General features: G+C 33.8%; 21 protein-coding genes. 16 read left to right on the top strand and 5 right to left on the bottom strand.

Translation table 11 applies throughout. The features are described 5' to 3' along the window. Positions 1-10 precede the first annotated feature (10 nt). From nusB to yajC, 3 genes are all read left to right on the top strand, one after another. On the top strand, positions 11-955 hold the full coding sequence (nusB, locus tag AB8B52_RS07775) for a transcription antitermination factor NusB (RefSeq protein ID WP_406026857.1): 945 nt from the start codon (positions 11-13) through the stop codon (positions 953-955). Positions 956-1,152: 197 nt separating this feature from the next. Then, complete coding sequence (locus AB8B52_RS07770) at positions 1,153-1,728, top strand: DUF1573 domain-containing protein (protein WP_406026855.1); 576 nt, start codon at positions 1,153-1,155, stop codon at positions 1,726-1,728. A 24-nt stretch (positions 1,729-1,752) separates the two neighbouring features. Beyond that, positions 1,753-2,043, top strand: a complete 291-nt coding sequence (yajC, locus tag AB8B52_RS07765) for a preprotein translocase subunit YajC (protein ID WP_406026853.1) — start codon at positions 1,753-1,755, stop codon at positions 2,041-2,043. A 483-nt stretch (positions 2,044-2,526) separates the two neighbouring features. Here yajC and AB8B52_RS07760 read toward each other — a convergent pair whose 3' ends face one another. The 3 genes from AB8B52_RS07760 to AB8B52_RS07750 form a co-directional block, all read right to left on the bottom strand. Next, entirely contained in the window at positions 2,527-3,081 is a 555-nt protein-coding gene (locus AB8B52_RS07760) for a hypothetical protein (protein WP_406026851.1), read from the bottom strand. 245 nt (positions 3,082-3,326) lie between these two features. Further along, a complete protein-coding gene (tsaE, locus tag AB8B52_RS07755; protein WP_406026850.1) occupies positions 3,327-3,791 on the bottom strand; it encodes a tRNA (adenosine(37)-N6)-threonylcarbamoyltransferase complex ATPase subunit type 1 TsaE in 465 nt (154 codons plus the stop codon). A gap of 271 nt (positions 3,792-4,062) precedes the next feature. Next, the gene (locus AB8B52_RS07750; RefSeq protein ID WP_406026849.1) at positions 4,063-5,610 is read right to left on the bottom strand and encodes a PglZ domain-containing protein; all 1,548 of its coding nucleotides are present in this window, start codon (positions 5,608-5,610) and stop codon (positions 4,063-4,065) included. A gap of 61 nt (positions 5,611-5,671) precedes the next feature. Here AB8B52_RS07750 and AB8B52_RS07745 point away from each other — a divergent pair, with 61 nt between their 5' ends. From AB8B52_RS07745 to AB8B52_RS07685, 13 genes are all read left to right on the top strand, one after another. After that, a complete protein-coding gene (locus AB8B52_RS07745; RefSeq protein WP_406026848.1) occupies positions 5,672-6,901 on the top strand; it encodes an HD domain-containing protein in 1,230 nt (409 codons plus the stop codon). Positions 6,902-6,951: 50 nt separating this feature from the next. After that, positions 6,952-7,980 carry a UDP-3-O-(3-hydroxymyristoyl)glucosamine N-acyltransferase gene (gene lpxD / locus AB8B52_RS07740; protein ID WP_406026846.1) on the top strand — a complete coding sequence of 343 codons (1,029 nt, stop codon included), beginning with the start codon at positions 6,952-6,954 and terminating at the stop codon, positions 7,978-7,980. Further along, a complete protein-coding gene (locus AB8B52_RS07735; RefSeq protein ID WP_406026844.1) occupies positions 7,967-9,373 on the top strand; it encodes a bifunctional UDP-3-O-[3-hydroxymyristoyl] N-acetylglucosamine deacetylase/3-hydroxyacyl-ACP dehydratase in 1,407 nt (468 codons plus the stop codon). Before lpxD ends, AB8B52_RS07735 begins: the two co-directional genes overlap by 14 nt. Positions 9,374-9,477: 104 nt before the next feature. Beyond that, the gene (gene lpxA, locus AB8B52_RS07730) at positions 9,478-10,263 is read left to right on the top strand and encodes an acyl-ACP--UDP-N-acetylglucosamine O-acyltransferase (RefSeq protein WP_406026842.1); all 786 of its coding nucleotides are present in this window, start codon (positions 9,478-9,480) and stop codon (positions 10,261-10,263) included. A gap of 70 nt (positions 10,264-10,333) precedes the next feature. Beyond that, complete coding sequence (gene efp, locus AB8B52_RS07725; protein ID WP_406026840.1) at positions 10,334-10,900, top strand: elongation factor P; 567 nt, start codon at positions 10,334-10,336, stop codon at positions 10,898-10,900. 104 nt (positions 10,901-11,004) lie between these two features. After that, a complete protein-coding gene (locus AB8B52_RS07720) occupies positions 11,005-11,940 on the top strand; it encodes a UDP-3-O-(3-hydroxymyristoyl)glucosamine N-acyltransferase (RefSeq protein WP_406026838.1) in 936 nt (311 codons plus the stop codon). Continuing rightward, complete coding sequence (locus AB8B52_RS07715; protein WP_406026836.1) at positions 11,940-12,350, top strand: nuclear transport factor 2 family protein; 411 nt, start codon at positions 11,940-11,942, stop codon at positions 12,348-12,350. Before AB8B52_RS07720 ends, AB8B52_RS07715 begins: the two co-directional genes overlap by 1 nt. A gap of 84 nt (positions 12,351-12,434) precedes the next feature. Further along, positions 12,435-13,307 (top strand): succinate--CoA ligase subunit alpha, encoded by an 873-nt coding sequence (sucD, locus tag AB8B52_RS07710; protein ID WP_406026834.1) that lies wholly within the window; start codon positions 12,435-12,437, stop codon positions 13,305-13,307. Positions 13,308-13,406: 99 nt separating this feature from the next. Beyond that, the gene (locus AB8B52_RS07705) at positions 13,407-16,379 is read left to right on the top strand and encodes a M16 family metallopeptidase (RefSeq protein WP_406026832.1); all 2,973 of its coding nucleotides are present in this window, start codon (positions 13,407-13,409) and stop codon (positions 16,377-16,379) included. A gap of 223 nt (positions 16,380-16,602) precedes the next feature. Beyond that, a complete protein-coding gene (gene fabG / locus AB8B52_RS07700) occupies positions 16,603-17,349 on the top strand; it encodes a 3-oxoacyl-[acyl-carrier-protein] reductase (protein WP_406026830.1) in 747 nt (248 codons plus the stop codon). A 50-nt stretch (positions 17,350-17,399) separates the two neighbouring features. After that, positions 17,400-19,433, top strand: a complete 2,034-nt coding sequence (locus AB8B52_RS07695) for a VWA domain-containing protein (protein WP_406026828.1) — start codon at positions 17,400-17,402, stop codon at positions 19,431-19,433. A gap of 12 nt (positions 19,434-19,445) precedes the next feature. Beyond that, positions 19,446-20,258 carry a prohibitin family protein gene (locus AB8B52_RS07690; RefSeq protein WP_406026826.1) on the top strand — a complete coding sequence of 271 codons (813 nt, stop codon included), beginning with the start codon at positions 19,446-19,448 and terminating at the stop codon, positions 20,256-20,258. A gap of 252 nt (positions 20,259-20,510) precedes the next feature. Further along, positions 20,511-23,663 carry a GEVED domain-containing protein gene (locus AB8B52_RS07685; protein ID WP_406026824.1) on the top strand — a complete coding sequence of 1,051 codons (3,153 nt, stop codon included), beginning with the start codon at positions 20,511-20,513 and terminating at the stop codon, positions 23,661-23,663. Between the two features lie 81 nt (positions 23,664-23,744). Here the strand turns inward: AB8B52_RS07685 and AB8B52_RS07680 are convergent, their stop codons facing one another. Together AB8B52_RS07680 and AB8B52_RS07675 are read right to left on the bottom strand one after the other, a co-directional pair. Next, positions 23,745-24,692, bottom strand: a complete 948-nt coding sequence (locus tag AB8B52_RS07680) for a DUF5694 domain-containing protein (protein ID WP_406026822.1) — start codon at positions 24,690-24,692, stop codon at positions 23,745-23,747. Between the two features lie 95 nt (positions 24,693-24,787). Next, positions 24,788-25,585: a LytTR family DNA-binding domain-containing protein gene (locus tag AB8B52_RS07675; RefSeq protein ID WP_406026820.1), complete on the bottom strand. Its 798-nt coding sequence runs from the start codon at positions 25,583-25,585 to the stop codon at positions 24,788-24,790. Positions 25,586-25,605: the final 20 nt, after the last annotated feature.

The following is a 25,605-nucleotide window of genomic DNA, read 5'->3' as shown; positions in this document are numbered from 1 at the left end:
GTTCTTACACATGCTAAACCGAAGACACATTAGAATAAAAGTGATGCAATCTATGTATGCTTTTAAAGGAACCGAAAGTGATGATTTAATAAAAGAACAAAAGTTTCTGCTTCACAGTTTAGATAGCATGTACGATTTATACTTGTCGGTTTTAGCCTTACTTACAGAGCTTCATAAAAAAAGTAAGGATCACAATAATAAGTTGCAAAATAAGATTGTAAGATCTGATGCCGATATAAATCCAAACTTAAAATTTCAAGAAAATCAACTATTGCATTTGGTGAGTTGCAATGTAATGCTACAAGAAGCCATTGCAAATAGAAAATTAAATTATTGGGATTTAGATTTTGAATACGTCGATATCATTTTTAAAGCCATTCTGAAAAGTGAGATCTACCAAAATTATACTGAAGAAATAGAAACCAGCTTTAAAAAAGACAAACAATTTGTTGTTGAAATTTTCACACAGATTATTGCACCAAACGATAAGTTGTACGATTATTTTGAAGATAAAAAGCTCACCTTTTTAGACGATTTACCAGTTGTAAATACAGCCATATTAAAGGTATTGCGCAAATTAAAGTTAACGTCTCCAGAAACGGCATTGCTGCCAGATTTGTATAAGGATGACGACGACAAGGAGTTCGCCATAGAGTTATTCAAAAAGACCTTTCTAAACAGTTCTAAGTTTGCTGAAGAAGTTGGTGCAAAAACCACCAATTGGGATTCCGAACGTTTAGCTAGTTTAGATGGCGTATTGCTGAAGATGGCCTTGTGCGAATTTCAAAAATTTCCATCCATTCCTTATAAAGTAACCATTAATGAGTATTTAGAAGTCGCAAAAGAATATTCCACACCAAAAAGTAGTTTATTTATCAATGGTATTTTAGATAAAATAGTGAAAGAATATCAGTCCGAAAACAAGCATCAAAAAGCAGGACGTGGCTTAATGTAGTTTTTATTTAAAAGACGTTTATAAAGGCAAAAAGGCTCTATAATAGGTGAATTTTGAAGTTTAAATAACAAAATAAAGGGTGATAAGTAAGTGATTTCGTATAAAAACCTGTTAACAAGGGTTTAAAAATTTTAATTCGTTAAAATAATCATTATCTTCGCCGACTGAATCTAAACCTTAACAAAAAAATAAAAGTAATGAAAAAAGTAATTTTAGGACTTAGTGCATTGTGTATGGTAGCATTCACTTCTTGTAAAGAAGATGCTGCGAGTAAAATTAAATCTGAAAACATTGCTGTTGCAGCAGAAAGAGATGCAAATGCAGGTGATTTTCCTGTAATTTCTTTCGACAAAACAGATCACGATTTCGGAACAATTGAAAACGGAACTCCTGTAGAAACAACATTTAAGTACACCAACACTGGTAATTCTATGTTAGTAGTAAGTAATATTAAAAGTACTTGTGGTTGTACCGTACCATCTAACTGGACTAAAGAAGTAGCTCCTGGTGAAACAGGTGAGTTTGCTGTAAAGTTTAATGGAAAAGGTAATGGTAACAAAGTAACGAAGTCAGTAACAATGACAACGAATACTGAAAAAGGAACTGAGATCGTTAAAATTTCTGCTTTTGTAGAGAAAGATCCAAATGCTCCAGCTAAGGCTGCTGCACCTGCAGGTAAGGCTACAGTGAATCCTTTATCAACGACTAACGCAGCTGCTGCGCCTAGAAAATCTTCTACGCAACCAGGTCACGAAGGTCATAACCACGATTAATAATCCTTTACTTATAACTACTAAATGGACGCATTAGGATCATTTTTACCGTTTATCGCTATTTTTGCTGTGATGTATTTCTTTATGATTGCACCACAAATGAAACGTTCTAAACAAGAAAAAAAGTTTGCCGCAGAATTAAAACGTGGCGACCGTGTTATTACTAAAAGTGGTATGCATGGTAAAGTTGTAGACTTAAACGATAAAGACAACAGCTGTGTCATTGAAACATTAGCTGGTAAAATTAAATTTGACCGCTCTGCTATTTCAATGGAAATGAGCACCAAATTAAATGCGCCTGCGGTTGTGAAATAGGATATACAATATGTTTTATAGTAAAAGACCATTCATTGATTTGAATGGTCTTTTTTGTCATATAGTTCATAGTTTAGAGTTCAAAAAGTTAAGGTTTTGGAAAAAAATTCTACAATAGATAAAAATTTCTGAAAGAGTTGCTACTTCCAAAAAGAACTAAATAAAACATAACACCTTTTAGTATAGACCTGAACAGATCAAATAAATGCTCCCAATTTAAATTCATACCTTAAAAACCACGCGATAAAACAAATGACATTAGTAGTCTGCTAAATAAATTTAGTAACTTTAATCATTAGTTCTTTACCTTATTTAGGCTAAAGCAAAAGAAAAACCGTTAATCACTACATTTTATATGTTGTGATTAACGGTTTTATGGTTTAAAACTGCTAAATATATGTCAAATCTTCTAAGACTTAAACTAAGTTATTTATAGCTTGTCAGCAAAAACAACAGTAATAAAGTCATATATAAAAATTAGAATTAAAAATACTGCTTAACCTTGCCCCAAACTCCCTTAGGCTTAATCATAAATTCTTCTTCGAGTTCTTCGAGCGTTTTATCTGCGTTATTGATTTTATTGAACATCTTGGCTCTAATTAAGTAAATTGATGGTATTATAAGCGCCATAAAAGGTAACAACCAAATTATGTGCAATTCATCCATAAATACTACTTCATCATTAAAAGCGCTAATTGTTTGGAATGAAAACATTGCAACAGGAACTAATAAAGCATGATACCACCAATGACGACAAGTGAAAAACCATATTAATGATAAGAATAGTGGTACGAATTTCATCATCAAAACCCATATACCAACGTTTGCACTTTCATAATAGTTACTGTTATATGTGCCGAACGGTGTTTCCCAAATTTTTGTATCGGGAACATACTCATATATATAAAAAAGAAAGGGAGTAGCTGCTATTAACACAGCAACTATACTCCCTAAAAAAATTTTTTTATTACTAAAGGTTTTATCCTTTAGAAGCAATCCTGATCTTTCTTTTGTCAACTTGGCTTGTAGTCTGTCCATCTAAGTCAATAATGTTAGTAGCTTGTACAGTAAATAACATTCCTCCAAAGATCGCGATCGCTAGGACTAAGTTTTTTTTGTTTTTCATAATTCAAGGGATTTAATTAATTAATTACTACAAATATACAGGCATTGTGAAGTGCTGTAAAATGAGAAATTGTTAAAGTCCAAAGAATTATAACGTACGCTTTACGGTTTTTCCGTAACACTAGTCTAATCTTGTAGGAATATTCTAAATTTAGAATTTAAAATTTAGATGCTGTCATGGCTATATTTTGGGTTAAATGTTTAGTGTTTATAGTTAATTTGAGGGTTCTTTTATTATCTTCTAAATGCGTAATGGTAATAGTATGAGTGTTTTCTGGTAATAATTCTTCTACACGTTGTGGCCATTCCATAAATAACCAATGCTTACTACTTAAATACTCTTCTATGCCAAAATTATAAGCTTCTTCTATAGATTCAATTCTATAAAAATCAAAATGATACACTTTATCGTCTGGTAAGTTATATTCATTTACTATAGAAAAGGTTGGGCTAGTGGCAACATCTTCACTATTCATAACTTTTAATAGCGCATTTATAAATGTGGTTTTACCTGCGCCCATATCACCAATAAATAATAGCGCCTTCGCTTCTAAATGTGTTAAAACTTTAGTAGCAATAGCATCAATATCTTTTAGATGGTATGTAAATTCTAGTGTTTTCACTGTTTACTTAATCTATTTAATGCACAATAGTAACTAAAATATTTGTAAAAACCTAAGAAAATATGTATTTCATCGGTTATTTTTGCGGTTTGTGGGTTTTTTTTAAGGTTAAAAGATTGGAATGAGATTCATTTTTATAAGCCAAAAGCCAAAAGCCAAAAGCCAAAAGCCAAGAGCCAAAAAAACTAAACTAAGTCTTTGTTCTAATAGTTTCTGCTTCGATGCTATTTTGAGATGCTGAAACAAGTTCAGCATAACAGCAAAATTGCTGTTACTTAGGATCCATAACCACAAAAGGAATCACCATTTCTTCCAAAGACACACCACCATGCTGATAGGTGTTTCTGTAATAACTAACATAATGATTAAAGTTATTAGGATAAGCCAAAAACAAATCGCCTTTTGCAAAAATAAAGGAACTACTCATTGTTAATTGTGGTAAGTGAATTGATTTTGGATTTTTAATAGCCAATACGTCCTTATCTTGGTAGGTTAAACTACGTCCTGTTTTGTAACGCAAGTTTAAACTGGTATCTCTATCTCCAATCACTTTAGTAGGTGATTTTACGTTAATAGTACCATGATCTGTAGTAAGAATCAATTTAAAGCCAAGTTGTTGTGATAACTGAATCATTTCTAGCAATGGCGAATTTTTAAACCAACTCACCGTTAACGAACGGTAAGCTTTATCATTAGAAGCCAATTCTTTCACAACTTCCATTTCGGTTTTAGAGTGGGAGAGCATGTCTACAAAATTGTAAACAATGACATTAAGATCATTATCTTTTAACGATCTGAAATTGTCAACGAGTTTTTTACCCGCTTTAAGATTGGTAATTTTATGGTATTCGTGTTTTAAATGTCCAAGACCTAAACGTTTCAGTTGTTCTCTTAAGAAATCTCCTTCATGCATATTTTTACCTCCTTCGTCGGTATCATTTTTCCAATATTGCGGAAATAAGCTTTCCATATCAGCAGGCATTAATCCAGAGAAAATGGCGTTACGCGCATATTGTGTTGCTGTAGGTAGAATACTATAAAATGCTAATTCTGAAGCCTTTTTGTAATAATTATTTACAATAGGTTCAAAAGCTTTCCACTGATCGTAACGTAAATTATCAATAACGACTAAAAGCGTTGGTTGTTTATCGCTTAATTCTGGTACCACTTTATCTTTAAAGAGTGTATGTGACATTACAGGAGCATCTGTATTGGGTTGAAACCAATCTTCGTAATTCTTCTCAATAAATTTTCCAAATTGATTATTCGCTTCGGTTTTTTGAGATTCTAAAATATCTGTCATGCCAACATCTTCAATCCCTTCAAGCTGTAACTCCCAATACACTAATTTCTGATACAGATCTATCCATTCTTCATAAGAATTCACCATCGATAAATCCATGGCTATTTTTCTGAATTCTTGCTGGTAATTAGACGTCGTTTTTTCAGATACTAAACGCGAATGGTCCAAATTCTTTTTCAAGCTCAACAGAATTTGGTGCGGATTTACAGGTTTTATCAAGTAATCCGCAATTTTGTTGCCAATGGCTTCTTCCATAATATATTCCTCTTCACTTTTGGTAATCATTACCACAGGCAAATTGGCGCGACGTTCTTTAATTTCATTCAAGGTTTCCAGTCCTGTAAGTCCTGGCATATTCTCATCTAAAAAAACGATATCAAAATTAGTGTCTGTTATAATTTCTAAGGCTTCCGTACCACTTTGGCATTTGGTCACTGTGTATCCTTTTTGTTCTAAAAAAATGATATGTGGCTTTAGTAAATCAATTTCATCGTCAACCCAGAGAATATTTATCATGTTATGGTATATTTGTTTTAAGAACTTGTTTTATGGTTCTTTAAAATTAAAATTTAAAATTTTGCCTACAAACAATAAGCTTAAAATCTTTAACGATCCAATTTACGGTTTTATTACGATTCCGAATTCGTTAATTTTCGATATTATTCAACACAAGTACTTTCAAAGATTGCGTCGTATCAGCCAAATGGGATTGTCTTATTTAGTATATCCTGGTGCACATCACACACGTTTTCATCATGCCTTAGGCTGTATGCATTTAATGCAAAAAGCAATTAATGTACTTCGTTTTAAAGGAGTTACAATATCAGACGATGAAGAAAACGGGTTGTTAGTCGCCATCTTATTACACGATATTAGTCATGGACCGTTTACTCATGCTATGGAACACAGCATTGTTAATGATGTCTCTCATGAGGAAATTTCATTGCGTTTCATGGAAGAACTTAATATAGAGTTTAACGGAAGTTTAACGTTAGCGATTTCCATTTTTAAAGGTGAATATCCACGACAATTTATGTGCGAGCTCATTTCTAGTCAATTAGATATGGATAGAGCAGATTATTTAAAACGCGATAGTTTTTATACTGGAGTAGCAGAAGGCAACATTAATAGCGAACGTTTAATTACCATGCTCAATGTGGTAAACGATCAATTGCTAATTGAAGAAAAAGGCATTTTAAGTGTGGAAAAATTCTTGGTTGCCAGACGTTTTATGTATTGGCAAGTCTATTTGCACAAAACAGGTGTGGTGGCAGAGCAATTATTAATGCGCATTTTAAAACGTGCTAAAGCATTGGTGCAACAAGGTGTAAAGTTAAATTGTAGTGATTCCTTATTTTACTTTTTATTTTCTGAAATTAATCTTGAAACGTTTAATTCTGAAACCTTAACGGTTTTTTCAAAATTAGATGATTACGATATTGTCGCAGCCATGAAAGATTGGCAAAGTCATGACGATTTTGTGCTGAGTAATCTGTGCCAAATGCTTTTAGATAGAAATTTATTAAAAATAAAATTGAAGAATAAACCGATTACAGCAGCTGATTTAAAAATACATTCAGATGCGCTCATAAAAAAGCATGGCATTACACCACATGAAGCTGATTATTTTGTGTTTGAAGGACAGTTAATGAATCAGGCCTATCAAAACAAAACTCAGAAAATTAATATTTTATTGAAATCGGGAAAAATCAAGGATATTGTGAAAGCATCAGACCAACTAGACCTTAAAATATTGAGTAAACCTATTACTAAATATTATATGTGCTATCCTAAAAAGAAAATGTAATCCTTTTTTTCTATTTTTGTGAAACCAATCAAGACTTTAAAATACAATAATTGAAATTTACAGCAGAACAAATCGCAGGTATTTTAGAAGGAACAGTTGTTGGTGACTCTAAGATAGAAGTTTCTAAACTCTCTAAAATTGAAGAAGGGACAACCGGCTCGTTAACATTTTTATCCAATCTAAAATACACTCCTTATATATATACTACAGAAGCTTCTATTACCATAGTTAATGCTGATTTTGTACCTGATAAGCCCATTTCTACGACGTTGATTAAAGTTGATGATGCTTACGAAGGGTTTTCCAAATTATTAGAATATTACAATCAAATTAAATTGAATAAATCAGGAATAGAGCAACCGTGTTTTATTTCTGAAAGTACAAAAACACCTGATGATATTTATATTGGTGCTTTTGCTTACATCGGAAATGATGTAGAAATAGGTGCTAATGTTAAGATATTTCCTAACGCTTACGTTGGCGATAATGTAAAGTTAGGAGACAATACTATTATTTTTTCTGGTGGTAAAGTCTATGCCGATTGTATCTTGGGAAATAACTGTGTCATCAATTCAGGTGCCATTATTGGTGCAGATGGCTTTGGTTTTGCCCCAACTAAAGATGGAGGCTATTCTAAAATACCACAAATAGGAAATGTTATTTTAGAAGATTATGTCGATGTTGGTGCAGGTACCACTATAGATCGTGCTACCATGGGATCAACCATTATTAGATCTGGAGTAAAATTAGATAATCAAATTCAAATTGCACACAATGTAGAAATCGGAAAAAATACCGTTATTGCTGCGCAAACTGGTGTTGCTGGTTCTACCAAGGTTGGTGAACATTGCAAAATAGGAGGTCAGGTAGGTATTGCTGGTCATTTAGTCATTGGCAATAATGTGAGAGTGCAAGCGCAATCTGGTATTGGCAGAAATGTTAAAGATGGAGAAATTTTACAAGGCTCTCCTTCCTTTGGATATTCGGATTGGAATAAATCCTACGTATATTTCAAAAATTTACCGAAACTTGTAAAGACTATTAATGAATTAGAAAAAAAAGTAGATGGCCATAATTAAAACGGAAACGAAACAAAAAACCATTGAAAAAGAAGTGACACTAACAGGTGTAGGACTTCATACTGGTGCCGATGTAAAATTAGTTTTTAAGCCTGGTGTAGAAAACTCAGGTTTTACTTTTGTGCGTGTAGATTTAGAAGGTAGCCCAAAAATGCAAGCAGACGCTAATTATGTGACTAGCACACAACGTGGTACTTGCTTAGAAAGAAATGGAGTCACCATTCAAACATGCGAGCATGTTTTAGCTGCTTTGGTAGGTTTAGATATTGACAATGCCATTATTGAATTAGATGCATCTGAGCCACCAATTATGGACGGATCGTCTAAATTTTTTGTAGAAGCTATAGAAAAAGCAGGTATTGTTGAACAAGATGCTTTTAGAGAGGAATACGAAGTGACACAAGTAGTGTCTTATGCCGACGAAGAAACGGGAAGTGAGATTATTCTAATGCCTTCTAGTTCTTATCAGATTACAACGATGGTCGATTTTGGTACTAAAGTTTTAGGGACGCAAAACGCGACATTGAACACCATGTCTGATTTTAAAACAGAAATAGCAGAAGCAAGAACCTTTAGTTTTTTACATGAAATAGAAATGCTTTTAGAACACGGCCTAATTAAAGGTGGTGATTTAAATAATGCCATTGTATATGTAGATAAAGAATTGTCTCCAGCTACAATGGAAAAGTTAAGAATTGCATTTAATAAAGAGAATATTGCGGTAAAGCCTAATGGTATTTTAGATAATCTTACTTTACATCATCCTAACGAAGCTGCGCGTCACAAATTGTTAGATGTTATTGGAGATTTAGCTTTAATAGGCATTCGTATTAGAGGAAAAGTCATTGCTAATAAGCCAGGGCATTTTGTAAACACACAGTTTGCAAAGAAAATGTCTAAGCTCATTAAAAACGAAAGACGCAACAATGTGCCTCAAATAGATTTGAATACACCTCCATTAATGGATGTGAATCAGATTATGGATATGTTACCACATAGACAGCCCTTTCTATTATTAGATAAGGTGTATGAGCTTACTGAAAATCATGTAATAGGAATGAAAAATGTGACCATGAACGAAGAGTTTTTCAAAGGTCATTTCCCAGGTGCACCAGTTATGCCAGGTGTTTTAATCGTTGAAGCTATGGCGCAAACGGGTGGCATTTTAGTTTTAAGCACCGTTCCAGATCCAGAAAATTATTTGACATTCTTCATGAAAATGGATAATGTAAAATTCAAACAAAAAGTAGTACCTGGTGATACGTTAATATTTAAATGTTCGTTAATTACACCAATACGACGAGGTATTTGTCACATGCAAGGTTATGCTTACACCAATGGAAAGTTATGTGCTGAAGCCGAATTAATGGCGCAAATATCAAAAGTGAAATAAATGTTATGCTGTTTGTTACCACCTCGTTTAGCGACTAGATGGTTAAGACGAGTAACTCAACAATAAACAACGTAACAGCTAAAATAATTAAACAACAAACAAGAATGAACCAACCACTAGCATACGTGCATCCTGGTGCAAAAATTGCCAAGAATGTCGTTATAGAACCTTTTACAACCATTCATAATAATGTGAAGATTGGAGAAGGCACTTGGATTGGCAGTAATGTCACCATTATGGAAGGAGCTCGTATCGGAAAAAACTGTAATATTTTCCCTGGTGCAGTGATTTCGGCCGTACCTCAAGATTTAAAATATAATGATGAAGACACGACGGTAGAAATTGGAAACAATGTTACCATACGCGAGTGCGTCACCATCAATAGAGGTACAACTGACAAAATGAAAACCGTAATTGGTGATAATTGTTTAATTATGGCGTATTGTCATATTGCACATGATTGTTTTGTGGGTAACAACTGTATCTTTTCAAATAACAGTACACTTGCAGGTCATATTACGGTTGGCGATTTTGTGGTTTTAGCTGGTATGACGGCTGTACATCAGTTCTGCGCCATAGGAAATCACGCCTTTGTAACAGGTGGGTCTTTAGTGCGTAAAGATGTACCACCTTTTGTTAAAGCAGGTAGAGAACCCTTATCTTATGTCGGCATTAATTCTGTAGGTTTAAGACGAAGAGGTTACACTACGGAAAAAATAAGAGAGATTCAGAACATCTATAGAATGCTTTATCAGAAAAATTATAACAATACCCAAGCTTCAGAATTAATTGAAGCAGAAATGGAAGCCACACCAGAACGCGATGAAATTCTGCAATTTATTAAGAATTCACATCGTGGTATCATGAAAGGCTACTTCAAATCGAATTAATAAAATTATTCAAGATTAAAAATAAGGAGGAAACGACTTAACAACAAATAGATTTAACGATAAAAATATTATGGCAAGTACATCAGATATTAGAAACGGATTATGCATAAGATACAATAACGATATCTATAAAATTATAGAATTTCTTCATGTAAAACCAGGAAAAGGGCCTGCTTTTGTAAGAACAAAAATGAAAAGTGTAACCTCTGGAAAAGTCTTAGATAATACATTTTCAGCTGGACATAAAATCGAGGATGTACGAGTAGAAACTCATAAATTTCAATATTTATACAATGATGGAGAATTTTATCATTTTATGAATGAAGCAGATTACACACAGATTAGATTACTAGAATCAGCCTTAGATAGACCAGATCTTATGAAAGAAGGCGAAATTGTAACTATTCAAATCAACTCTGAAGACAACATGCCACTTTCTGTTGACATGCCTGCAAGTGTTATTTTAGAAGTTACTGCAACTGAACCAGGCGTAAAAGGGAATACAGCAACAAATGCTACAAAACCTGCAACTGTTGAAACTGGAGCTGAAGTAAATGTCCCTTTATTTATTAATGAAGGTGATAAAATTAAAGTTGAAACTGATAAAGGAACTTATAAGGAACGTGTTAAGGAATAATTCAGTGCGCAGTGGACAGTTTCAGTTAGCAGTATTTACTTTAGAATGCTTGCTGATGCTAAAGACTGAAGGATATAAATCGTAAACTGAAGACCGAAAAAAAAATGAAATTCCCAAAACCACATACATTAAAAGAAATTGCAGGCTTAATTGATTGCGAATTTAAAGGATCCGAAGATTTTGAGATTTTAGGCATGAATGAAATTCATGTGGTTGAGAAAGGCGACATTGTATTTGTAGATCATCCTAAATATTATGATAAAGCTTTAGAATCTAATGCAACCATTGTTCTTATTAATAAAGACGTTGCTTGTCCCGAAGGTAAAGCGCTTTTAATTTCAGACGATCCGTTTCGAGATTTTAATAAACTTACCAGTCATTTTAAGCCTTTTAAAGCTTCAAATGCTGCCATTGCAAAAGATGCTGTAATTGGTGAAGGCACTATAATTCAGCCTAATTGTTTCATCGGAAACAATGTTACCATTGGTAAAAACTGCATTATTCATGCTAATGTGAGTATTTATGATGATGCTATTATAGGAGATCATGTTACAATTCATTCAGGTACAGTTTTAGGTGCAAGTGCCTTTTACTACAAAAACAGACCAGAAGGCTACGATCAGTTAAAATCAGGCGGTCGGGTTATTATTAAAGATCATGTAGATATTGGAGCACTTTGCACTATTGACAGAGGTGTAACAGGAGATACAACGATTGGTGAAGGTTCTAAACTTGATAATCATATCCAAATTGGGCATGATACCGTTTTGGGTAAAAAATGTTTAATTGCTTCGCATACTGCAATTGCTGGTTGTGTTGTGGTTGAAGATAATGTAACACTTTGGGGACAAGTTGGTGTTAAGAGTGGCATCACCATTTCAAAAGGAACAGAAATTTTTGCACAATCTGGTTTAGGACATACTACAGATGAAGGCAAAACCTATTTTGGTTCACCTGCCGTTGAAGCACGTGCGTTTTTCAAAGAACAATTATACATCAAAAAGATTCCTGAAATTCTTCAAAAATTAAAAAACCTGTAATGTCAGCAAAAGCACTAGTAAAAGCATTTTATGATACGGATTTAGCCAATGATACTAAAGTCGTTTCCAAATTCTTTCATAAAGAATGTGAGCTACATTGGACAGGAAGTCAAGGTTTCATGCAACTCGATTATAAAGGTATGAAAGAGTTTTTTGAAGTTACAAGACTATCTTACACAAGCCTTAGATTTGAATTTACACATTTTATTGAAGCTAATGAATTCGTAACGACACGCCATACCTTATATGGCTGTACTATTGAAAACTCAGATTCTGAAATCGCATTAGGACATTTTTCATCCTTATGGGAAGTCAAAGACGGTAAGTTATATCGTGGTTATGAAATTAGCCAACAAGTGGATGAAAGTAATGCCGAAAGTATGGCGTCTTACAAACAAATAAAATTATAAAAGAGATCGCTTTTGCGCTATAAATCTCTTATTTTTGCAAAACAAATTTTACATTTTAGATAAACTTAAAATCAACAATAACACATGAGCGTTTTAGTTAATAAAGATTCTAATATTATAGTTCAAGGTTTTACAGGTAGTGAAGGTACTTTTCATGCTGGTCAAATGATTGAATACGGTACAAATGTCGTTGGAGGTGTCACTCCAGGAAAAGGTGGTCAAACACATTTAGACAAGCCAGTTTTTAACACAGTTTCTGAAGCTGTTGAAAAAGTGGCTGCAGATACCACTATTATTTTTGTACCACCAGCTTTTGCTGCAGATGCCATTATGGAGGCTGCTGATGCTGGGATTAAAGTAATTATTACTATTACGGAAGGTATTCCTGTTGCGGATATGATTAAAGCGTCTAACTATATTAAAGATAGAGACTGTCGTTTAATAGGTCCTAACTGTCCTGGTGTTATTACTCCAGGCGAAGCTAAAGTTGGTATTATGCCAGGTTTCGTATTCAAAAAAGGAAATGTTGGTATTGTTTCTAAATCAGGTACTTTAACGTATGAAGCTGCTGATCAAGTTGTAAAACAAGGTTTAGGAATTACAACAGCTATTGGTATTGGTGGAGATCCAATCATCGGAACCACGACTAAAGAAGCTGTTGAATTATTAATTAATGATCCAGAAACTGAAGCCGTTGTAATGATTGGTGAAATTGGAGGTCAGCTAGAAGCAGATGCCGCACATTGGTACAAAGCGAGCGGAAGTAAAAAGCCAGTGATCGGTTTTATTGCTGGTGAAACTGCGCCTGCAGGACGTACTATGGGACACGCTGGTGCTATTGTTGGCGGAAGTGATGATACAGCACAAGCCAAAAAGAAAATTATGAGAGCTTGTGGTATTCACGTAGTAGACTCACCTGCCGAAATTGGAAAGAAAGTAGCTGAAGTCTTGGGATAGACCTCTGTTAAAATATATTTAAAATCAAAACGTTATACATCCATTAGCTATACATTTAGCTAATGGATTTTTTTATAAATTAACTCACCTAATCAAAAAATGAAACACATTAAATCACTCTTGCTGCTGTCTTTGATGGTAGTCGTTTTTAGTTGTAAAACTGAAAACAATGACAAAAAAATGGCTTATGCCGTTGAAACCAACCAAGATGCTAACGGTTTTAGTTATGAAACCGTAGCAAATGACCCAACGGGTTTGCGACTTTATACTTTAGACAATGGTCTTAAAGTCTATTTAGGTAAAAATGAAGAAGAGCCAAAAATTCAAACACTTATAGCTGTGAGAGCTGGTTCTACGTACGATCCTGCTGATAATACAGGCTTGGCTCACTATTTAGAGCACATGGTTTTTAAAGGTACTGACGAAATTGGTACACTTAATTACGAAGAAGAATCGAAACTAATTCAACAGATTTCTGATTTATATGAGACGCACAAAAAGGAACAAGATCCTGAGAAAAAGAAAGCCATTTATAAAAAAATTGATGAAATTTCTTTAGAAGCTTCAAAATTATCTATTGCTAATGAGTATGATAAAATGGTTAATTCTTTAGGTGCTGAAGGTACAAATGCTTTCACATCAAACGAGCAAACCGTTTATGTCAATAAAATACCATCTAATGAAGTTGATAAATGGCTTAAAGTAGAAAGTGAGCGTTTTAGCAAATTAGTATTGCGTTTATTTCATACGGAACTAGAAGCCGTTTATGAAGAATTTAATAGAGGACAAGACAGCGATGGTCGTAAACAATATTTCGCTACGCTCCAAGGTTTATTTCCAACGCATCCTTATGGTACGCAATCTACAATTGGTATTTCAGAGCATTTAAAAAATCCTTCTATGGAGGCCATCAATGCGTATTTCGAAACGTACTATGTGCCTAATAATATGGCTGTGATTATGGTTGGAGATTTAGAGTTTGATGACACCATTAAAAAAGTCAACGACGCTTTTGGAAGTTATGAGAAAAAAGAGGTAACACATCCTACATTTCCAGCATTAGAGCCAATTACAGCACCTGTAAAAAAGGAAGTTTTAGGGCCAACTGCGGAATCTATTTATGTAGCGTTTAGGTCTGAAGGAAAAGGGTCTAATCAAGAAGTAATGTTAACTTTGGTTGATTATATGTTGGCAAATTCGCAAGCAGGTTTAATCGATCTCAACCTTAATCAGAAACAAATGGTGCAAAACGCATCGTCATATACCAATTTTGATAATGACTATGGCTTTCACATGCTTTATGGATCACCAAAAGCAGATCAATCTTTAGACGAGGTTAGAGAATTACTACTTGCTCAGGTTGAAAAAATTAAAAAAGGTGAATTTGAAGATTGGCTTTTAGAAGCTGTAGTAAATGATTTACGTTTATCTCAAATTAGACAATACGAAAACGGATCATCTACAGCCTATGCTTATTTAGGCGCTTTTATTGGAGAACAAAATTGGAAAGATCGTTTAGAGATGCTGAATCAAATGAAGAAAATTAGTAAGCAAGAAGTGGTTGATTTTGCAAATTCATTCTATGCTAATAATTATGTTGAAGTCCACAAGAAAAAAGGAGAAGATACATCTATCGTAAAAGTGGAAAACCCAGGAATTACTCCTATTGAATTAAATAGAGGCAAAGAATCAGAGTTTTTAACCACTTTAAACACCATGGTTTCACCAGATTTAAAGCCTCAATATATTGATTATAAAACCGCTATTAAAGAAACAACGATGGACAATGGTCTTAAAGTTTCTTATATAGAAAACCCAAACAATGATATTTTTAATATGAATATTATTTTTGATATGGGCCAAGATAACGATCGTATGGTATCTCTTGCTGCTGGTTATTTAGATTATTTAGGGACCGATAAATATTCACCAGAGCAATTAAAGCAAGAATTTTATAAAATAGGAATCAGTTACAACGTCTTCTCTGCAAGTGATAAAACGTATATTGGTTTATCAGGACTTAAAGAAAATCTCGATGCAGGTTTAGCATTATTACAGCATTTATGGAATAACGCAGAGCCCAACCAAGATACTTACAATAAGTATGTTGAAAGCATATTAAAAGAAAGAGAAGATGGCAAAACTCAAAAAGGCAATATCTTTTGGAATGGTTTAATGAGTTATGGACAATATGGTGAAGATTCACGATTAAGAAATATCTATTCTCAAAAAGAACTCAAAGCCATGAGTCCAACAGAATTGGTAAATAAAATAAAAGAAATGCGTGCTTATAAACAGCGTATTTTTTACTACGGTAATGCTTTAGATGAAGCTAAAACAGCTTTAAATACGCATCACAAGATTCCAGAAACCTTATTAGATTATCCAGAAAAAGTAGAATATACCAACTTAGAAACAGGTGGTAATGTTTATTTTGTAGATTACGATATGGTACAAAGTGAGATTTTGTTATTAGCAAAAGGTGAAGAGTTTAGTCCAAGTAAAATGGCAGCTTCACAATTATTCAACACGTATTTTGGAAGTGGTTTATCTTCTATTGTGTTTCAAGAAATTAGAGAATCTAAGTCTTTGGCTTATTCAGCATTTTCTAGTTATGATATGGCAAGAGAAGCAGGTAAGCCAGATTATACCATGGCTTACGTTGGTACACAAGCTAATAAATTAGAACAAGCGGTAAGTGCTATGATGGAATTAATGACCAATATGCCAGAGGCAGAAGATCAATTCAATCAAGCAAAAGAAGCGACTCTAAAGAAAATTGCATCTAATCGAATTACAAAATCAAATATTTTTTGGACGTATGAAGGTTTGAAAAAACGAGGTATTGACAATGATAATCGTAAAGAAATTTATGATACCATCAAAAACATGACGATGGAAGATCTTAAAACCTTCTTTAATAATAACATAAAAGGCGAAAACTATAACGTTATGGTTATCGGAAATAAGAAAGATATGGATTTTGATGCATTGAGTAAATTAGGAACTATAAAAGAAATGGATATCGATTATCTTTTCAATTATAATCAACCTGAAGCCTTGAAGCAATAAGCACATCTTTATGGCTAAAATGAAACCTCATATTTAAGTTAAAATATGAGGTTTTTTTTATGTGACACAATTAGTAATTGGTATATTTGAATGAGGTTTTAAAATAAGTTACCAGGTATGGTTGAGCGCAGTCGAAACCTAATGTAGTTATACGTTTCAAACATGACTAATTGCACTCAATAAATCGGATTTTCATAAAAGAATCTAACTAACAATAAACAATATGAAATTATTAGAAGGAAAAACAGCCATCATCACAGGCGCAAGTCGTGGCATTGGAAAAGGAATCGCTGAAGTTTTTGCACAACACGGAGCAAATGTTGCTTTTACCTATAGTTCTTCTGTGGAGGCAGCAAACCAACTCGAAAAAGAATTAAATACTTTAGGCATTAAAGCTAAAGGGTATCAAAGTAATGCAGCCAATTTTGATGAAGCTCAAAAACTAGCAGACGATGTATTAAAGGAATTTGGAGCAATTGATATTTTAGTAAATAACGCAGGTATCACAAAAGATAATCTCTTAATGCGAATGGCAGAAGAAGATTTCGATAAAGTGATTGAAGTCAATTTAAAATCTGTTTTTAACATGACGAAAGCCATTATGCGTCCGATGTTAAAAGCTCGTAAAGGCTCTATCATTAATATGAGTTCTGTTGTTGGAGTTAAAGGAAATGCAGGCCAAACCAATTATGCAGCTTCTAAAGCCGGAATCATTGGGTTCTCAAAGTCGGTTGCATTAGAGCTAGGGTCACGAAATATCAGAAGCAATGTCATCGCACCAGGTTTTATTGAAACTGAGATGACGGCTAAATTAGATGAAGAAACTGTAAAAGGCTGGAGAGCCGGAATTCCGTTAAAAAGAGGTGGCTCACCTGAAGATATCGCTAATGCATGTGTGTTTTTGGCTAGTGATTTAAGTGCTTATATTACTGGACAAACGCTTAATGTTGATGGTGGAATGTTGACGTAATCTACAATTCCTGCGAAGGCAGGAATCTTATGATTTTTTGTTAAAATTAAATGAATTCACAAACAATAATATACATCACAATAGCTGCAATTACAGCGCTTTTATTAGCGCTGTTTCAGTATTTGTATAAATCGAAATTAAAATCGAATCTAAAATACGTGCTTACAGTATTGAGAGCCATTTCAATATTTAGTATTTTATTATTATTAATCAATCCAAAATTTGAATCCTTTACGTATTTCGATGAAAAACCAACGTTAGTACTTGCTGTCGATAATTCAGAATCGGTTTCTTACTTAAAACAAGACCAAAAGGCTAAGGAAGTCCTTAATGAACTAAAAGACAATACAGAATTAAATGAACGTTTCAATATTCAGGCGTATCGCTTTGGAAAATCAGTAAGCACTTTAGATAGTTTAAATTTTAACGAGCGTCAATCTAATTTGGCCTTGGCTTTAAAACAATTTGGCGAAGTTTATGCCAATCAAACTGCACCAATTGTGGTGTTGAGTGATGGCAATCAAACCTATGGTGCCGATTATAGTTATATGGCTAAAGGCATCAAACAACCGATTTATCCTGTGATTCTTGGTGATTCAACGGTATATTCAGACGTGAGTATTAAACAATTGAATGTCAATCGCTATGTGTATCTAAAGAATGAGTTTCCTGTTGAGATTATTGCGAATTACAGTGGTAAAGATGCTGTTAGTACAGAAATAAAAATATGGTCTGGTAATTCAGTAGTTTTCAGAAAAACATTAGAATTTAATGCGTCTAAATCTTCTGAGATTATATCCACAGCTTTAATGGCTAACAGTGTTGGTGTAAAAACCTATCGTGTAGAATTGGTAGCTTTAAATAATGAGAAAAACACAGTCAATAATTCCAAGAATTTTGGCGTAGAAGTCATTGATCAGAAAACAAATATCGCTTTGGTTTACGAGCGTATGCATCCAGACTTGGGAGCACTTAAAAAAGCCATTGAAAGTAATGAGCAACGTAGTGTTTCGATTATAAAACCAAAAGATTATTTGAGTAAAATTAATGATTTTCAATTAGTTATATTATATCAGCCGAATAATAAGTTTAATGCTATTCTTAAAGAGATTGAGGAACAGAAACTCAATTCATTTATCTTTGCTGGTACCACAACCAATTGGAATAGCCTTAATGCAAGTCAAGATTATTTCAAACAAAAAGTCACCAACCAAACCGAAAACTATCAAGCCAGTTTAAATAGAAATTATGGTACGTTCATTGTTGAAAATTTAGATTTCAATAGCTTTCCACCTTTAAAATCAGAATTCGGATCGCTTCAAATTGCAGTACCTCACGAAACCTTGTTGTTTAAAACGGTTAACGGCATTATTACTGAGGATATTCTTTTAGCAACCTTTGAAGCCAACACTACAAAACACGCCATTCTTAATGGAGAAGATATTTGGCGATGGCGCGCACAATCCTTTATAAATACCAATAGTTTTAATGCCTTTGACGAATTTATTAACAAATTAGTGCAATACTTAAGTTCTAACAAAAAACGAAAACGCATTAACATTGACTATAAATCGTTTTACAATGGCAATGATGACGTTATTATAACTGCCCAATATTTCAATAAAAATTTCGAATTTGATAATTCAGCGTCGCTGAGCATTGTGCTTAAAAATAAAGATGATGAAAGTAGAAGGGAAGTTCCTTTATTATTAAACAACGGCAATTACACGGTGGACTTAAGCGGAATTAAGGCAGGATTGTATGATTTTACCGTAAAGCATAATTCAGAAGCTGTGTCGGCTTCTGGAAGTTTTCAAGTTTTAGAGTATAATGTAGAGCAGCAATTTTTAAATGCAGACGTAGATAAATTAAACGCAGTAGCAGAAAATAGTGATGGAAAAGTCTTCTTTCCGTCAGAATCAAGTCAATTAATTAACAATTTATTAGGAGATAAACGCTACGCTACCATTCAAAAAAGCACTAAAAATATCGTACCTTTGATGGATTGGAAATATCTCCTCGGCATCATAGCATTAAGCCTTTTTGCAGAGTGGTTTATTAGAAAATATAACGGATTAATTTAAAAAATTACAAAAATGGATAAGTTACCAAAGGTTGGATTACCAATTTTAATAGGAATAATCATAATGGTTATTTTAGTTGCTAAATCATTAGTGACGATAGGACCAGGACAAGGAGGTGTGTTATTTGAACCCTTAGGAAACGGTATAAATACAGAACGTACTTATGGTGAAGGTTTTCATATTGTGGCGCCTTGGAATGATATGATTGTTAAAAAAGTAAGACAACAGTCGATTTCAGAAAACATGAATGTACTTTCAGTGAATGGACTTGATATTACTGTGAGTGGAACCATTTGGTTTGAGCCAGAGTATAAAAACTTAGGAAAATTAATTCAGACTAAAGGTGAAGACTATATCAACGAATTATTAAATCCTGCCATTAATGCTGCTGCAAAAAGTGTGGTTGGTCGTTACACACCAGAGCAATTATATTCTAGTAAAAGAGATATTATTGAATTAGAAATTCTTGAAGAGGTAAGAAATGAACTAGAGGGTCAGTTTGTAAACGTAAAGCGTGTGCTTGTTGAAAACGTAAAACTACCAACAACTATTAAAGATGCTATTGAGCGTAAATTAAAGCAAGAACAAGAATCATTAGAATATGAATTTAGACTTGAAAGCGCAAGAAAAGAAGCTGAGAAAGTAATTATTGAAGCTAAAGGTAAAGCGGAATCAAATAGAATTTTAAGTGCATCATTAACAGATAAGATTCTACAAGATAAAGGGATTGAAGCTACTGTAAAGCTTTCTGAGTCACAAAATAGTAAAGTCATCGTAATTGGCTCTGGTGATAGTGGAATGCCTATTATTCTTGGAAATCAATAAGCGTAAACAACGTTTTAATTAAATTATAAATTTAAAGTCCTTTTGAGAAATCTTAAGGACTTTTTTGTGCGTTATATTCTGAAATTAGTTAATTATTGTAGATGTCTTTTTAAGAGATGCTATACACATGATTAGTACAAAAAAGGTGATTTAAACGAATAGTTATAAAATTTTACGCATTTTACCTATAAATAATGTATTTTGACTTGAAATTGTAAAGCCCTATCTACAAACAACTTTAAAATCAAAGCGATGTACAAAAATTACAATCTCCTCTTTTTTCTGTTAGTTACTTTATTTGTTAATGTATCTCAAGCACAACAACAACAACAACAACAACAACAACAACAACAACAACAGCAATGTGGATTTGATACACAAAGAGCTGAGTTACTAAAAGATCCAAATTTTGCTCAATTAGAAAGACAAGCAGAAGAAAAAATAGCTCAGGCTATTAAAAACAAAGATCTCGCTAAAATGAGTAATGTGTTAACCATACCTGTTGTGATACATGTGTTACATTTAGGTGAAGCTATTGGTGTTGGCTCTAATATTTCTGATGCTCAAATTCAAAGTAGCATAGATAATCTTAATGATTATTACAGAGGACAGATTCCTATGAGCCCAACAGATTTTGAAATAGAGTTCGCTCTTGCACAAAGAGACCCTAATTGTAATGCAACCACAGGTATTAATAGAATTAATGCTTCGTCACTGCCTGGTTATTCAGCTTTTGGCGTAAATGTTCAAGGGTCTAGTGGAGCAAGTTATAGTGATATTGTTGCATTAAGTAGCTGGTCGCCAAATGACTATTTTAACGTTTGGATCGTAACAGAATTAGATGGTAATAATGGTGGTTTTGGCTTTCAAGGTTATGCGTATTTTTATCAGGATAATGCAAATTTTCATGGTTCTGTAATGATGTCTACTGTTTTTGGTTATGATCCAGGCAACACAAATGGTTGGGGATTAAATTCTAATGGAGATAATAGTACCGTAGTACATGAGGTGGGTCATTACTTTAATTTGTTTCATACTTTTCAAGGTGACGATCCAGTTAATGATGGTGTATATGATGATGTATGTCCGTTAAATGCTACAGTAGGAGTTGACAGTGACGGCTGTGCGGATACTGAACCACATAAGAGGGAAACTAGTTCTTGCCCTGTGAATAATATTTGTTCTGGTAGTGCTTGGTTAAATAACAATACAGTTAACAACATAATGAGTTATTATAATTGTGCTGATCTTCTAACCAATGACCAAAAAACTAGAGCGCGAGCCGCTATGGAAGGCACAAACATAGTTAATTCGAGAGGCGATGAGCCCTTAGACGCTGGCTATGCTGCTCCTGTTGCTGTTTGTTCAACAAATAGCGCATCAACCTTTAGCGCAGGAATTACTAGTGTTGAATTAAATGGAATAGCGTTTTCATCTTCAGTCTCAGCTATCGATGGCGGAAATATTGATGAGAGCGGAAATTGTTCAAGTTATTTTGAAATTGATGCTTCTATCTCTAATACACTTAATGTTGGTGTATCTGTCAATCTTAATCAATTAGGTGTTTGGATAGATTGGAACGATGATGGAGATTTTAATGATGATGCTGAACAACAATACCTTGTTACAGGAGGAATCGCAGCTAACAGTGTTACACCAATTGTTTTAACATATCCTGCAATAATTCCTTTTGGTGATTATGTAAGAATTAGGCTTATTAATGATTTAGATACGATATATGGTATCGGACCAATAACTGACTCATGTTACACGTCTTTAGTCTACGGTCAATCCGAAGACTACACTATCTACATTGCGCCACAAGCCGGTGGAACGACATACACTTATAATAATGGTTGGTTACCAAATAATCCTGTGGGTGTTGCCACGATGAGTGATGCCATAGTTGTAGATGCTGGAACAGCTAATATCTCTGCAAATACGAATTGCAATTCAATAGTGGTAAATCCTGGTGCAACTTTAAGTATTGACTCTAGTGTTACTGTTACAGCAACGACAGTTGATTTAAATTCTACCTCCTTGCTGTTTTCAAGTTTAATATCTGATGGAACTATTACTGGAACCGTAAATTATAATAGATACGTCTCGCAAATAGGTACCAACGATTTAATTTCAGCACCTGTAATTGGTCAGACTTTTGGAAGTTTTGAAACGGCTAATACCAATTTGGCTGCATCTGGCACACTCAGAGCATTTGCTCCTTATAATGCGAATACTGGATCTTTTGAGAATTACGATGCTAGCGGAAATATGTCAACCACACTAAATGCTGGTATGGGTTATAGAGCTGCTACAACAGATGGAAGTACGTTAACGTTTACAGGTGTCGTAAGAACAAATGATGTTTTGGATATTCCTATTTCAGATGCTTCTGCGAGCTCTGGGTGGAACCTTATTGGTAATCCATATCCATCGTATATAGATTTTGCAACCTTCTTTGCTGTTAATTCTGCCGAGTTCGATCCTAATAGTGCCTACCAAGCCATTTATGGTTATGATGGAAATGCATCTAACGGATGGACCGTTTGGAATTTGGCCACTATTGCAGATGGAACTATTACTGAGTTAATAGCACCAGGACAGGCCTTTTTTGTAAAGTCTAAACAAACAGGTGGACTAGTCGATTTTACAACAGTAATGCGAACAGCAGGTTATGCTGACGATTTCATTCAGGGAAGAAATACATCAACTAACGTCGCACTTACTAAATTAAATTTAAATAGTGCATCAAACAATGCTTCCACACAAATTTACTTTATTGAAGGTACTACTCGAGGTTTAGATGTTGGATATGATGCAGGTTCTTATCAAGGCAATGCTGCTGGTTTTTCTATATTTTCAAATTTAGTGGAAGAAATCACTGGTTTGGATATGGCAATTCAATCTTTACCTTATGACGATTTTAATGATATTGTAATTCCACTTGGTATAAAAGCACAGGCTGGCGAAACCTTAACAATTAGTATAGATAGTAATTCTAATTTACCAACAGCTATTAATGTGTATCTAGAGGATACATTTGAAAACACATTCACTTTACTAAACGCTTCGGACTATACATTTACTCCTTCTTTAGATTTAAATGGGACTGGACGTTTTTATTTGCGTTATGCTTCAAATGCCTTATCGATAGCAGAAGACCAGCTCAATAGTCTTAATATTTATGCGACGACAAAACCAAAAGAATTACTAATTAGTGGTTTGTTAACTGAGAAAACAGAAGCTAAGGTTTATGACATTCAAGGTAGAGTTGTACTGCAATCAACTTTAGATATGTCTCGTACTCAAAATAGAATGGATGTATCACTATTATCTACTGGTATTTACCTTGTGAAGGTATCGAGTAATAATCAACAGAAAACACAGAAGGTAATAATTAGATAAATCTTCATAATTTTAGAATCAGTAAGCTGCCACAATCATTGATTATGGCAGCTTTGTTCTTTAGGTAAGGTTTAAGAAAGTTTATTCACCAGCAAGAACTATTTTTAAGTTGGGATAGTTGTCTTTTAATTCTTTTTCTAAGCCAATAACATGCGAAGCACCAACAATAACAATATTTCTTTCTGAATCGGAAGCCATCACTTGTTCTGCAATGTTTTTTGCCATTCGGTGGTTGCGCTCGTTCCAGTAGCGTTCGCCTTCCGTGCAGCCTTCAGTTTCTACTTCAACATAGGTAAATGAACTTGTTTTGTGCAAACGTTCTAATGATTTCGTCTTATTAGTATGTTTTCCTAAGCCTCTAAAAATTGCAGGTAACATGGCTGAGTTGTAGGCTTTCTTGTTCAGCTTTTGGTTAATGGCATTGTTACCATTGGTTTGGCCTTCTTTAGAGCATTTTGCCCACGCATCGTGGTATTTGCCATTAGTACGTTGGTCGTCCATAGCCGTTAATAATTTGATGCCTTTATCTAAAGCGAGTTTAAACGTTAAGTCTCCATCTTCATTTCTAGTAGGCTTTTTAGCACCTGAGATGCCATGCGCTTTAATGTACTTGTAAAATTGATAATTAGCATGATCTCTATGGTATGCAAAATTAGTCATCATAAAATCTAAGTCGGTTGTTGTCATTTCAGAGAATGGTGTATTCAGAATTGTATTATACTTTGTTGTATTTGGTGTAAAGACCTTCTGAATGGAATCTGACAAATAATAAAATGCTTTATAACTTTTAGACCAACCGGCTTTAAGATATTCCCAACTTAGGCTGTCGTTTCCTCTTGGACTTTCAACATAAATGGCTGTAGGATTGTATTTTTTAGCGCGTCTCAACATTGGTTTATAACTACGCTTTACAATTTTTGGAACACCATGCATCGTACCAACAATTAAAATTTCTTTTTGCTGTTCTTGTGCGTTTAAATTGAATAATGAAATGATTAAAATACTTGTAAAAATGATAATAGTTCTCATAATTAATGGGTTTTAGTGTTAAACTTTCTTGAAGCAAACATAATTATGAAAACGCAAATAATTCAGTAATAATAAGTGTTTGGGGCGAAATGACCTTAGTTTGTGGCGGAATTAATAGCCGCTTTTATTTCCTTTTGATAGGTTTTAGAAATTGGTACTTCAACATTATAATTAAGGACCATGTAGAACTTACTATTTTCCGTTTTCCATTGTTGAAAATGATACGGATTAATGATATAAGAACGATGTGCTCTGAGTAATTCTGAAAATTCTTCATCTATAACGGAAAGCTTATTCCGTATTAATGTTTTTTTCAAACTATGACCAGAAATATAAAACACTTCAATATAATTATCTGAAGACTGAATACTAATCACTTCATTTAATTGTAATCGTAAGCCTTCATAATTGCCTTCTCCTTTAATTTCAATTTTCTGATCGTCTAGTCGTTTTTCATAATATTTTCCAAAGGCAAAACGAGCTACTAAAATAATGGGTAGAATGGTAGCTAGTGCTGGCATAAAAATCGTTTGAAGCATATAACCGAGCGTATATGGATTTGGTTCATTGGCAACTACAACATGTAAATAGTAATTTCTGGCAATGACTATAGTAACAATACTAAAGGTGATGATAAAAAACAACTCGCTCAAAAGTGTCCATTGTTGTTTATAGTGTTTGTATAAATAATATTGAAAAGGTAAAAACAACATATAACAGAAACCAACAACTAAACCGTAACCTGGCAAAAACATAAGCTTCTCTTTTTCTGGTAGCTCACTAACGTCTAATGGCTCTGTAAAATAAAGAAACACAAAAACCCAAACAGCTACTAATAAACTGATTAGAATGTGATGCTTCAATAAAGGATCAAAAGGGTATAAGCGTTTCAAATGATATGTTTAGAATTATA

This window comes from Winogradskyella sp. (assembly GCF_045105575.1).
Taxonomy (GTDB): Bacteria; Bacteroidota; Bacteroidia; order Flavobacteriales; family Flavobacteriaceae; genus Winogradskyella.
Note: the sequence above shows the minus strand (reverse complement) of the source record. Positions and strands in the feature narration are given on the sequence as shown.